General features: G+C 67.8%; 10 protein-coding genes. 6 read left to right on the top strand and 4 right to left on the bottom strand.

Going from position 1 to position 12,313, the window contains the following annotated elements; translation table 11 throughout:
• Nucleotides 1-64: 64 nt before the first annotated feature.
• The gene (locus MUN23_RS20380; protein ID WP_248760753.1) at nt 65-643 is read right to left on the bottom strand and encodes a hypothetical protein; all 579 of its coding nucleotides are present in this window, start codon (nt 641-643) and stop codon (nt 65-67) included.
• A gap of 162 nt (nt 644-805) precedes the next feature.
• On the opposite strand from MUN23_RS20380, the gene MUN23_RS20375 reads away from it, so the two are divergent.
• From MUN23_RS20375 to MUN23_RS20365, 3 genes are all read left to right on the top strand, one after another.
• Nucleotides 806-2,962 (top strand): elongation factor G-like protein EF-G2, encoded by a 2,157-nt coding sequence (locus tag MUN23_RS20375; protein ID WP_248760751.1) that lies wholly within the window; start codon nt 806-808, stop codon nt 2,960-2,962.
• Nucleotides 2,963-2,975: 13 nt separating this feature from the next.
• The gene (locus MUN23_RS20370) at nt 2,976-4,232 is read left to right on the top strand and encodes an MFS transporter (RefSeq protein WP_248764159.1); all 1,257 of its coding nucleotides are present in this window, start codon (nt 2,976-2,978) and stop codon (nt 4,230-4,232) included.
• Between the two features lie 104 nt (nt 4,233-4,336).
• Nucleotides 4,337-6,208, top strand: a complete 1,872-nt coding sequence (locus MUN23_RS20365; RefSeq protein WP_248760749.1) for a gamma-glutamyltransferase family protein — start codon at nt 4,337-4,339, stop codon at nt 6,206-6,208.
• A 47-nt stretch (nt 6,209-6,255) separates the two neighbouring features.
• On the opposite strand, the gene MUN23_RS20360 is transcribed toward MUN23_RS20365, so the two are convergent.
• On the bottom strand, nt 6,256-6,516 hold the full coding sequence (locus MUN23_RS20360; protein WP_248764158.1) for a hypothetical protein: 261 nt from the start codon (nt 6,514-6,516) through the stop codon (nt 6,256-6,258).
• A gap of 95 nt (nt 6,517-6,611) precedes the next feature.
• On the opposite strand from MUN23_RS20360, the gene MUN23_RS20355 reads away from it, so the two are divergent.
• Nucleotides 6,612-9,407, top strand: a complete 2,796-nt coding sequence (locus tag MUN23_RS20355; protein WP_248760748.1) for an ATP-dependent RNA helicase — start codon at nt 6,612-6,614, stop codon at nt 9,405-9,407.
• A gap of 156 nt (nt 9,408-9,563) precedes the next feature.
• Nucleotides 9,564-9,716, top strand: coding sequence for a hypothetical protein (locus MUN23_RS20350; RefSeq protein WP_248760747.1), 153 nt, complete (start codon nt 9,564-9,566; stop codon nt 9,714-9,716).
• A gap of 25 nt (nt 9,717-9,741) precedes the next feature.
• Here the strand turns inward: MUN23_RS20350 and MUN23_RS20345 are convergent, their stop codons facing one another.
• Entirely contained in the window at nt 9,742-10,419 is a 678-nt protein-coding gene (locus tag MUN23_RS20345; protein WP_248760746.1) for an alpha/beta family hydrolase, read from the bottom strand.
• Nucleotides 10,420-10,498: 79 nt separating this feature from the next.
• Between MUN23_RS20345 and ligD the strand changes: the two genes are divergently transcribed.
• The gene (gene ligD / locus MUN23_RS20340; RefSeq protein WP_248760745.1) at nt 10,499-11,521 is read left to right on the top strand and encodes a non-homologous end-joining DNA ligase; all 1,023 of its coding nucleotides are present in this window, start codon (nt 10,499-10,501) and stop codon (nt 11,519-11,521) included.
• Nucleotides 11,522-11,537: 16 nt separating this feature from the next.
• On the opposite strand, the gene MUN23_RS20335 is transcribed toward ligD, so the two are convergent.
• On the bottom strand, nt 11,538-12,158 hold the full coding sequence (locus MUN23_RS20335) for an L-threonylcarbamoyladenylate synthase (protein ID WP_058932553.1): 621 nt from the start codon (nt 12,156-12,158) through the stop codon (nt 11,538-11,540).
• Between the last annotated feature and the right edge of the window lie 155 nt (nt 12,159-12,313).

Here is a 12,313-nt window from a genome sequence, read left to right as displayed (position 1 = left end):
CTCAAGTGTCGGTTCGCGCAGCGTGCGGGCCTGGAACGGTGCCGCGCTCTGACTCGTTGGCTGCTCAGTCAGCCGTGAGGTAGCGGCCGTTCCTGATCCGCGACGGGCCAAAGACGACGGTCAGCGGGGCAATCGTCCGCGGCCGGTGATCCCGCGACAGGGGACGTCCGACGGCGACATGGGGCACCCAGTGCGGGTACCGGTAGCCCAGGGCCGGTGAGCTGAGGATGAAATCGTCCACATTGTCCACGAGGAGCCGGTCCAGGAGATCATGCAGGCCCTGCACCAGGGACACCTGGTAGTCGTGCACGCGACGGGGCACATCCACTTCGAGCCCGGAGATGCCGCCGCCACCCAGCACAATCAGTTGTTCCGAAGTTCCCGCAAACCCGTCCATTACGGGCAGGCCCTGCAACCAGCCCGTCGTGCGCCGGGCGGCTTCACCGGCCGAGGTGATCCCCTTGGTCCAGTCCGCGACGTCCTGGGCAAAATCCGCCAAGATGCCCATATGCAGCAGCGTCATGTGCAGCCCCTGCGGCCTTCGCAGGGCATTGACATAGCTGGCCAGCGCCTCGTAGTCGGACGGTCCCGCACCAACCGTGAGGACGGGAACCTCCACTGTGATGCGCGGAACCGGCTGCATGGGACCCCCTCACGGTGGCACGGACTCTTGGGCTCTGGCTGCCATTATCCTCCGCTGCGGCCACCTCGTCCCGGCGCCTGCTCTTGCCCTTGCGCCCGCCAGGGTGTCGAATCAGAGAACACGATTCGGCCCGGTGCATGGCAAAGACGCCAGGAGGTTCCCATGTCAGTGAAAGCCGCAAAGGACGCAGCACGGACACCGGGGCGGGGAGGGCCGGAGGTGCGCCGGGCTGATGCTCCGCACGGCATCGCGGCAACAGATCCGGAGCAGGTGCGCAACGTGGCGCTAGTGGGGCATTCGGGCGCCGGGAAGACCCTGCTGATCGAAGCAATGCTGGCCGCCCACGGCATGATTTCACGCAAAGGCTCCATCGCGGAGGGCACCACCGTCAGCGATTCCGACCCTTCGGCAGTGCGGCAGCAACGGTCGGTCACGCTGTCCCTGGTTCCGCTGCTCGTCGACGGGACCAAGGTGAACCTGCTGGATACTCCGGGATATCCGGACTTTATCGGCGAACTTCGGGCGGGGCTCCGGGCTGCGGACGCCGCCCTCTTTGTTGTCTCCGCCGTTGACGGCATCGACGCCACCACTACGGCGCTCTGGGGCGAATGCGAAAGCCTCGGGATGCCGCGGGCGGTGGTCATCACCCGCCTGGACCACCCCCGGGCAGATTACGACGGCGTCCTGGCCGCCTGCCAGCAGGCGTTCGGCGACGCGGTGCTGCCGTTGTACGTCCCGGTCGGGTCCGGCGGCGAAACCAGCGGGCTGCTGGGACTGCTGACGGGCACAGTCTCTGACTACTCCGACGGGGAGGCGGCCGCAGGTTCCCGGGACGTTGACGCCGGTGAGCGCTCGGCGTCGGAAGCCGCCCGGGGCCGGCTCATCGAAGGGATCATCGCGGAGAGCGAGGACGAGACCCTGATGGACCGCTATCTGGGTGGTGAGGACATCGATACCGATGTCCTCATCGCGGACCTGGAAACCGCCGTCGCCCGCGGTTCCTTTTTCCCGGTGGTGCCGGCCTCGGCTGTCACGGGCCTTGGCACAGCGGAACTGCTGGAAGTCCTGACCCGGGGCTTCCCGTCGCCGGTGGAGGGCGGCCTCCCAGAGGTGACTGACCTGGCGGGTGCTCCAGCGGCGGCTTTGGCCTGTGACCCGGACGGGCCGCTGGCGGCTGAGGTGGTCCGCACCACCATTGATCCGTTCCTGGGGAGGGTCTGCCTGACGCGTGTATTTTCAGGTACTTTGCGTGCTGACACTCCCGTGCACGTCGGCGGGCACGGGCTCGCGGACCGCGGCCATCAGGACCACGACACCGACGAGCGCGTCACCCACCTGTATTCTCCGCTGGGCCCCACCCTGCGTCCCGTGGCACACTGTGTTGCCGGTGACATCTGTGCGGTGGCGAAACTGGGAAGCGCCGAAACCGGGGATACCATTTCGGCGAAGGACCAGCCGCTCCTGTTGGCTACCTGGGAGATGCCGGAGCCGCTGATGCCGGTGGCCGTCGAGGCGGACTCGCGCAGTGACGAGGACGCGCTGGCCCGGAGCCTGGCGAAGGTGGCCGCCGGCGATCCCACGCTGCGTGTTGAGCGGAACGCGGAAACACACCAGCTGATCCTCTGGTGCATGGGGGAGGCCCATGCCGAGGTGGTGCTGGACAGGCTGCGCGACCAGGGCGTGAAGCTGCACACCATTGACGTAGTGACGCCACTGCGGGAAACGTTCGCCGCCCCGGCAACGGGCCACGGCCGGCACGTTAAACAGTCCGGCGGCCACGGGCAGTATGCCGTCTGCGACATCGACGTGGAGCCGCTGGACCGTGGCGGCGGGTTCGAATTCGTCGACAAAACGGTGGGCGGGGTGATCCCCGGAACGTTCATCTCCTCCGTGGAGAAAGGGGTGCGTGCGCAGATGCAGAAAGGGCTGGCTGCCGGGTTCCCCGTGGTGGACCTCCGCGTCACGCTGGTGGGCGGCAAGGCCCACAGCGTTGACTCTTCCGACGCCGCCTTCCAGGCGGCGGGGGCCCTGGCGCTCCGGGAGGCTGCCGCGGCCGGTCGTATCCAGCTACTCGAGCCGGTTTCCGCCGTCAGCATCACCGTGTCCGAGGCGCACGTGGGGGCCGTGATGAGTGACCTCTCAGCACGCCGCGGACGGCTCACCGGCACGGCCACCTCCGGTAGTGAGCTGACCGAAATCAGCGCGGAAGTCCCGGACCAGGAACTGCTGAAGTACGCTGTGGAGCTGCGGGCGCTGACTGCCGGGACCGGCCGGTTCCGGCGCCGGTACCTCCGGCATGACCCGGTGCCCAGCGGCTGATGAACGCCACGTCATGAACGCCGCCGCGCGGAAGATCCAGCGCATCTACCTCACCCTGACGCTGGGCAACACCCTTGCGGCCTCCTTCATCTGGGGCATCAATACGCTCTTTCTGTTGGATGCCGGGCTGAGCAACCTGGAAGCATTCGCGGCCAACGCCTTTTTCACGGCCGGCATGGTCCTGTTCGAAGTGCCCACCGGGGTCATCGCGGACGGTTGGGGACGCCGGGTCTCATTCCTGCTCGGCACGGTGACCCTGGCAGCCTCCACCTACCTGTACTACCTGCTCTGGCAGCTGTCCGCTCCCTTCTGGGCCTGGGCAGTGGTGTCGGTCCTTCTGGGCCTGGGCTTCACGTTCTTCTCCGGGGCCGTGGAGGCTTGGCTGGTGGATGCGTTGCGTTTCTCCGGCTACGACGGTGAGTTGGAGGCAGTGTTCGGGCGGGCATTGATGGTCTCTGGCATCGCGATGCTCGTCGGTTCGACGGCCGGCGGCGTGATTGCCCAGGCCACTGACCTCGGCGTGCCGTTCCTGTTGCGTGTTGGAGTGCTCCTGGCGATGTTCGGGGTGGCCTTTTGGCTGATGCGCGATGTGGGCTTCACTCCGGAACGTTCTCCCCATCCGCTCAAGGCGAGCCGGGACGTACTGTCCGCCTCCATCGACAGCGGCCTGAAAAACCCGCCCGTACGGTACATCATGCTCGCAGCGCCGTTCAGCGCCGGCGTCGGGATCTATGTTTTCTATGCTCTGCAGCCCTACCTGCTGGAGCTCTTCGGTGACCCGCGCGCCTACTCCGTCGCCGGCCTCGCGGCGGGCATTGTGGCCGGGGCCCAGGTGGTGGGCGGCTGGCTGGCGCCCATGGTCCGGCGCCTGGTCCGCAAACGCACCACGGTCCTGGTAGTGAGCAGCAGCGTGGGCGCCTTGATCCTGGTGGCCCTCGGCATTACGCGTGTGTTTTGGGTGGCGCTGCTGCTGCTGGTGCTGTGGGCCCTGATCTCAGCGGCGGGCACTCCGGTGCGGCAGGCCTATTTGAACGACATGATTGCTTCAAAGCAGCGGGCAACGGTGCTCAGCTTCGATTCACTCATGGGATCCAGCGGTGGAATTGTGGTGCAGCCGCTGATGGGCCGGGCAGCGGACGTATACGGCTATCCGTTGTCGCTGGCTATCAGCGGTGTGATCGAGCTGTTCGCCGTGCCGTTCCTGCTCGCGAGCCGGCGGCGGCGCTCGCCGGCCGACACTGCCACCACCGAAGCCGGCACACCGGCCTGAGGCCATGGCTTCGGGCACAAAAAAGTTGAGCCTTGAGTGTCCCAACCCGGCGGAGTATCGTGGCGAAAACCCACCCTGCGCAACACCCTGACTTGGGAGAGATCATGCCTAGTGTGCGACGTCAATTGGCTGCTGTAACGGCTGTCCTGGCCTTGAGCGTAACGGGTGGGGCGGTGACCAGTCCCGCGTTCGCTGATCCCCGGGAAATCAAGAAGGAGGCGATGGCGACCGGGTACGGCGGGGCGGTGAGCACCGTTGACCCGGAGGCGTCCGCTGCGGCGATCGAAGTCCTGCGCGACGGCGGCAATGCGGCGGATGCCGCCGTCGCCGCGGCCGCGACCCTGGGTGTGACCGAGCCGTACAGCGCCGGCGTCGGCGGAGGCGGATACTTCGTGTTCTACGACGCGAAGTCCGGCAAAGTGGGAACCATCGATGGCCGCGAAACGGCTCCGGCAACGATGCCGACCACCGCGTTCGTGAATCCGGCAACCGGCGTCCTCTATACGTTCGCCGAGCTGGTCTCGAGCGGCGTCTCCGTAGGCGTCCCCGGAACACCGGCCACATGGGAACGGGCGCTGGAGCGTTGGGGCACGCTGGACCTTGACGAGGCCCTCGAACCTGCCATCAAGGTGGCCGACCGCGGCTTCGTGGTGGACGAAACCTTCCGCCAGCAGACGCTTGACAATAAGGTCCGTTTCTCCGCTTTCACGTCGACGAGCGGCTTGTTCCTTCCCGGCGGCGACGCGCCCGCCGTCGGCAGTGTCTTCCAAAGCCCCGACCTTGCTGAGACCTACAGGCTCCTAGCGAAGAAGGGAACGGATGCCTTCTACGGTGGACAGCTCGCGACGGAGATCGCGGCAACTGTCAAGGACCCGCCGAAAGACCCCGCCTGGGTGCCTCCTGTGACTGTCCCGCCCACCAGCATTCCAGCCCTTCCGGGCTACCTGACGACGGCGGATCTCGCCGCATACCGGACGCTGGACCAGGAACCCACACACGTCGAGTACCGCGGCTATGACGTCTACGGCATGGCGCCCTCCAGCAGCGGTGGCACAACAGTCGGCGAGGCGCTGAATATCCTGGCGCCTTTCAACCTCCGTGAGATGACCGAACCGGACGGCAAGAATCCTGGCGCGTTGCACCACTACCTCGAAGCGACCGCGCTCGCCTTCGCGGACCGCGCCAAGTACCTGGGCGACCCGGCATTTGTCGACGTGCCCACCGAAGCGCTGACCAACCCGCTGTTTGGCAAGGAACGGGCGTGCGCAATCGACCCGAAGCAGGCGGCGACACCGAAGCCCGTCGCCGCCGGTGATGTTTCCGGGTTCGACGGCGTGTGCCCGGTTGCACCTGCGGCAGCCGCAGACGAGAAGGACACCGAAAACATCTCCACGACCAACCTGACTGTCGCTGACAAGTGGGGCAACGTGGTGGAATACACTCTCACCATCGAGCAGACCGGCGGGTCCGGCATCGTGGTGCCCGGCCGCGGGTTCCTGCTCAACAATGAGCTCACCGACTTCTCCTATACGTCGACCAATCCGGAGGACCCGAACCGGATCGAGCCGGGGAAGCGCCCACGGTCCTCGATGTCGCCCACCATCATCCTTAAGGACGAGAAGCCGTTCCTGGCGCTCGGTTCCCCAGGCGGATCGACCATCATCACCACGGTGCTGCAGACCATCCTGAACAGGGTGGACCTGGGTATGGGCATTTTGGACTCGCTCGCGGCCCCGCGTGCGTCCCAGCGCAACACGCCCAATGTCACGGCCGAGCAGGGCTTCATCGACCAATACGGGAAGTCGTTGGCATCATACGGTCATACCCTTGTACTAGCCGGTGACGCTTTCACGTCGGCTGCGGAGATCGGCGCCGCGACAGCCATCGAGTTTGGGCCGGGTAAGAGCATGACTGCGGTTGCCGAGCCCCTGCGGCGCGGCGGCGGTTCGGCGATGGTGGTCAATCCGTCGCCGTGAGCCTACCTGGCGCAGTGAACCGGGAGCCGCTTGGCGCGGTGGCCGGGTTACTGCCCCATCCCGGGCCGGACGGGGACAAACTCGATAGTGGTCTGCACCTTTTTCTGCGGACCACGGGAAAAACCCTTGGCGTCAAGCTGGTTCTGGGCGCGGTACACCGCCAGGGCGTCATCGTAGATCTCATTGAGCCGCCGGCCGGAGAACTCCTCCTGGGAGCCGTCGCTGAACGTGACAGTCACGGTGGCAGTGGCGGGAAAGTGCCTTTTCATGCGGATGAAACCTTCGGAGTCCTGCTGGAGGTTGATCAAGGGAAGTCCTGCTTTCATGGTCGACGACCTCCAGTCTGACGTATCCCACCGCACGTGCGCTGACGGCGGCGGGTGATTGCGGCGACAATGGACGGGTGACATCGCCAACCAACTCCGCCGCCGTCGCTGCTGGCACCCCGGGTGCCGCCACCTTTGATCTGGCGGCCATCGGCACGGGTCTGGCCTTCGCCGAATCGCTCGCCGAGTTGTCCACTGTGCTGCGCGCCGGCGGTGCGGCGGGTACGGCAGTGGTGCAGGCGCCGCCCGGCACCGGCAAAACAACGCTGGTCCCACCGCTGCTCGCCAACCTCTCCGCGCCTGCAGGAATGGCCAAGCGGGTGGTGGTCACCCAACCGCGGCGGGTCGCTGCGCGTGCCGCCGCCCGGCGACTGGCCGCCTTGGACGGCAGCCGGATCGGAGACCGCGTGGGATACACTGTCCGCGGTGAACGCCAGGCCGGTCCCGCCACCCTGGTGGAGTTTGTCACGCCGGGCATCCTGCTGCGGCGCCTGCTCGATGATCCCGGCCTGGAAAGCACGGGCGCGGTCATCCTTGACGAGGTCCACGAACGCGGCCTCGAAACCGACCTGCTGCTGGGGATGCTCACCGAAGTGCGGCAGCTCCGCGGCGACCTCACGCTGGTGGCCATGTCCGCCACACTGGACGCGCCCCGCTTCGCCGCCCTGATCGGGGGCGCAGCCGCGAATGCAGGGACCGGACAGGCAGGGACAGCGGACGACGGCGGCGGGCCGGCTCCCGTCGTCGACTGCCCCTCAGCGCTGTACCCCCTGACAGTGGAGTGGGTACCCGCCGCCGTCGCGCGGTTGGATGACCGTGGGGTCACGCGCGGATTTCTCGACCACGTGGCCGATGCAGCCGCGCAGGCCCATACCGCCGCGGTGGGGCAGGACGCGCGCACCGATGCGCTGGTCTTTGTCCCGGGAGCCTGGGAGGTCTCCTATGTGGCGGCCCGCCTCCGCGGCAGGGCTGCCCCCGGAACTGAGGTGCTGGAGCTCCACGGCCAGGTCAGCCCAGCCGAACAGGACCAGGCCGTTTCGGGGCGCCGGCCGGGTGGCCCGGCACGGATCATCGTGTCCACGGATCTGGCCGAGTCATCCCTGACCGTCCCCGGAGTGCGCCTCGTCATCGATTCCGGGCTGACCCGCGAACCCCGCCGTGATGCCAGCCGCGGTATGTCCGGGCTGGTCACGGTTTCCTGCTCCCGGGCATCAGCCGAACAGCGGGCCGGCCGGGCCGCACGGCAGGGCCCGGGCCGGGTGGTCCGGTGCTACGACCAGCGGACCTATGGCGCCGCGCCGGCGCACGTGACGCCGGAGATCGCCGTCGCGGACCTGACCGGTGCTGCGCTGGTCCTGGCCTGCTGGGGATCACCGGGCGGCGCCGGGCTGGCACTTCCGGATGCACCCCCTGCGGCAGCCATAGGCGAGGCCATCGAGGTGCTGCGCGAACTCGGAGCCGTGGCCCGCGACGGACATGCCACCGCGGTGGGGCGGACGCTGGCAAGGGTCCCGGCCGATCCACGGCTGGCCCGAGCACTGCTCGACGGCGCCGCGGCCGTAGGTCACCGCGCCGCAGCGGAAGCGGTGGCACTCGTAGCCGGGGACCAGCGGGCCCCGGGGGCCGACCTCACCCGGCTCCTGTCCGGCCTGCGCACCGGAAAGGACCCCGCTGCCAGGCGCTGGGCGGAGGACGTCCGCCGGCTGGAGGGCATTGCGCGGACTGAAGGTGCCGCCATCGGACAGTCCGCCATTGCGTCCCTGATGAGGTCCGCGCCGGTGACCGCTGCGGAGGCGGTGGGCGTCGTCGTCGCGCTGGCGTTCCCGGACCGTGTGGCCCGGCGCGTCCCGGGCGATGGCCCGGCGCGGTACCTGCTGTCGTCCGGCACGCGTGCGGGGTTGCCGGCGGGCAGTCCGCTCGCGGGGCATGAGTGGCTGGCCGTGGCGGAAGTTTCACGCGCCGCCGGCCGGGACGCAGCCGGTACCGGCGCGGTGATCCGGTCCGCCGCGCCGCTGAGCGCCGACGCCGCCGAGGCGGCCGCCGGGCACCTCCTGACCGACGCGGTGGAAGCGCAGTTCAGCCACGGCCGGGTGAAGGCCAGGCGGGAACGCCGGCTGGGTGCCATCAGCCTGTCCTCCACCCCGGTCCGCCCCTCCGCCGAGGAGGGCCGTGCCGCCGTGGCCCGTGCCCTCGCCACGGAGGGGCTGGGAATTATCGGATGGTCGACGGCGGCTGACAACTTACGCCGCCGCCTCGCCTTGCTGCGCCGCGAACTGGGTGAGCCGTGGCCCGATGTTTCGGAACAGTCACTGCTGGCACGGCTGGACTCCTGGCTGGGACCGGAGCTCGAGAAACTGGATGGCGGCGCCGCCACCAACAGCATTGACCTCACCGACCCCTTGCGGCGGCTGCTGCCCTGGCCGGAGGCGGTCCGCCTGGCGGAGCTGGCACCGGAGGCACTGAAAGTACCCAGCGGATCGATGGTGCGGATCGACTACCCCGAGGTGTCGGACATAGCGGCGTCAGGCGGTGCCGGGTCAGGCTCGGCCCCGGCCGACCAGGCAGGACCCGGGCCGGAAGCACCCGGGCAGCCACGCGCGGACGACGGCGGCCGGCCGGTTGTTGCGGTCAAGCTGCAGGAGTGCTTTGGCTGGGCTGAGACCCCGCGGCTGGTGGACGGCAGGGTTCCTGTCCTCTTCCACCTGCTGTCGCCCGCGCGGCGGCCGCTCGCCGTGACGGACGACCTGGCATCGTTCTGGTCCGGGCCGTACGCGCAGGTGCGGTCCGAGATGCGTGGCCGCTACCCCAGGCATCCCTGGCCGGAGGATCCTTGGACGGCACTGCCGACGGCCCGGACCAAAGCCCGCATGTAGCGCCGGGCCGCCGGCAGCCTTTCTTTCGCTGGTTGCACCGGGTGAGATGTCCGATACGTCGCCGAAACGTTGCGTCGACCCGCTGAAACATGGCGCAGTTAGGCTCGTTCCTACTTGGACAGCGTGGTCCAGACCACCACACGAAGGGACACAATTATGTTGCTTTTGAGTAGCCTGAACTTCCTCTTTGACGCCGGTCGCGGAGAGGGCAGCCGCCCGCACAATGGCGGGATCGGGAAGACCGATTTCCCCACGGGCCGGCTGACCTCCACCGCCTGGGAAGGCTGGTGGCACGAGGACGCCGCGTAACTGGGGCCGTTACGGCTGGGATCGGTCAGCCGCGGCTCCGCATAAACTCGGCCACTCTAGGCGCCAGCGACGCTCCGATCTCTGCAGCGTCGCGTTTCTTTCCTGCGACGGCGAAGGAGTGGTCACCGCCGTCGATCCAGTCCAGGACAACAGACGGACCGATCCGGGAGACCACACCCTCCAGCAGATCCGGCGTCGCGAAGGTGTCGCGCGTGCCCTGCAGGAACAACATGGGGAGCGTGAGTCCGTAGAGGTGCTCGTCGCGGAGCTTTTCGGGCTTGCCGGGCGGGTGGAGGGGATAGCCAAGGTAGACGAGTCCGGCAGTGTCCATTCCCTCGGCAACTGCCATGGACGCCATCCGGCCGCCGAACGATTTGCCGGCAGCCCACACCGGTCCGGTATCACCGTGCTGGGTTCCTCGCCGCATTGCTTCATGCATTGCGGCGCGCCAGGCGGCGATGGCTGCCGGCGGCCGGTCCGGGAATTTCCGGCCGGCCTCGCGGTAGGGGAAGTTGAAGCGCAAGGTGGTAACGCCGTCGTCGTTCAGTCCACGGGTGAAACCGCTCATGAACGGGTGCTCCATACCGGCGCCTGCCCCGTGCGCCAGCACCAGGGTGGCGAAGGGGCTGTCCGGGCGGGCGTAAACGCCGGAGACCTCAACGTCGCCGACGGGAAAGGTGACAGGGGATTCAGCTACGGCCATAGGTCCATGATGCCGGATCACCGGCAACCCTGGGCGCCGGGGTGCTGACGCCACGCGTGGCGCAGGGTAGGTTGTCCCCATGGCGAGCGAACAGACCACCCTCACTGTCCCGGGACCGCACGGCGATCGCGAGATGCGCGTTTCCAGCCCCAGCAGGGTGCTCTGGCCGGATCTCGGTCTGACCAAGCTGGACCTCGCACGCTACATGGTGGATGTCGGGGAGGCGTTCATTGCCGCGAACGGTGACCGTCCGGTGGCGCTGCAGAGGTACTCGGACAATGTCGAAGGGGACCAGTTCTTTTCGAAGAACCCGCCCAAAGGAACCCCTGAGTTCATCCGGTCAGTGAAGGTGGTCTTTCCGAGCGCACGCTCGCACCCCATGCTGGTCCTGGACGAACCCGCCGCGGCCGTATGGGCGGTGCAGATGAATACAGTGGTGTTCCACCCGTGGCCGTCGCATACAGCGAACACCGATAACCCGGACCAGCTGCGCATCGACCTTGACCCGCAGCCGGGCACAGATTTCGACGACGCCGTCCCGGCTGCCCTGGCGTTGAAGGAGGTGCTGGCGGAGGCCGGGCTGGACACGTTCATCAAGACATCGGGGAACCGCGGCCTGCACGTCTACGCTCCCATCGAGCCCAACCACGAATTCCTGGACGTCCGCCACGCGGTGATCGCTGCGGCCCGCGAGCTGGAGCGGCGGATGCCGGACAAGGTCACCACGGCCTGGTGGAAGGAGGAACGCGGCGTGAAGGTGTTCCTGGACTTCAACCAGGCGAACCGGGACCGGACCATCGCCGGCGCGTACAGCCCCCGCGCGCTGGCCCATGCGCCGGTCTCCTGCCCCATCAGCTGGGACGAACTGGGCAGCGCGGATCCCAAGGACTTCACCATCCTGACGGTCCCCGAGCGGCTCAGGACCGTCGGCGATCCCTGGGCAGACATGAAGGCGCATCCGGGCACCATCGACGTGCTGTTGGAGTGGTGGGAGCGGGACCTCAAGGCCGGGCTCGGCGAACTGCCGTTCCCGCCGGACTACCCGAAGATGCCCGGTGAGCCCCCGCGGGTGCAGCCGAGCCGGGCCCGCAAACCGGACTGAGTCCGTTCGAGCCGCGCTACTCGAACCGGGACGGGTCGCCGGTGCCGCGACGCACCACCTCGGCCACTCCGCTGGAATAGTCGATCACCGTGGTGGGCTCTGCCCCGCAGTCGCCGGAATCGATGACCGCGTCCACCTCGTGCTCAAGCCGTTCCTTGATTTCCCAGCCCTGGGTCAGCGGGTCTTCCTCGTCCGGGAGCAGCAGGGTGCTGGAGAGGAGGGGCTCGCCGAGTTCGGCCAGCAGCGCCTGGACCACCCGGTTGTCCGGGATGCGCACGCCCACGGTCTTTTTCTTCGGGTGCAGCAGCCGGCGGGGCACTTCCTTGGTGGCCGGCAGGATAAACGTGTAGCTTCCCGGTGTGACGGCTTTAATGGCGCGGAAGACGTCGTTGCCGATGTTCACGAACTGGCCCAGCTGGGCGAAGTCCTTGCACACCAGCGTGAAGTGGTGCTTGTCGTCGAGCTTGCGGATATTCCGGATCCGGTCCAGCGCATCCTTGTTGCCCAGCTGGGCCCCGAGGGCGTAGCAGGAGTCCGTGGGGTAGGCGATCAGCCCGCCGTCGAGCACGATCTTCACGGCCTGCGTGATCGCGCGGGGCTGGGGATCCTGGGGATGAACATCAAAGTATCTGGCCATGCTCCTGAGCCTACGACAATTGCCGCCCTGGCCAGTAGACAGGCACGGCCCAGTAGATAGGCACGGCGCCGTGCGTGCAACGCCGAGGGAGGATAGGTTCAGGGCCTATGGGTTCAGTCAGCAGGGTGAGTCCTGTGCGGGGCGAACGAAGGGTG

This window comes from Pseudarthrobacter sp. SSS035, from assembly GCF_023273875.1.
In the GTDB taxonomy this organism is placed as follows: Bacteria; Actinomycetota; Actinomycetes; order Actinomycetales; family Micrococcaceae; genus Arthrobacter.
The sequence above is the reverse complement of the archived record's forward strand: the minus strand, read 5'-3'. Positions and strand labels throughout refer to the sequence as shown.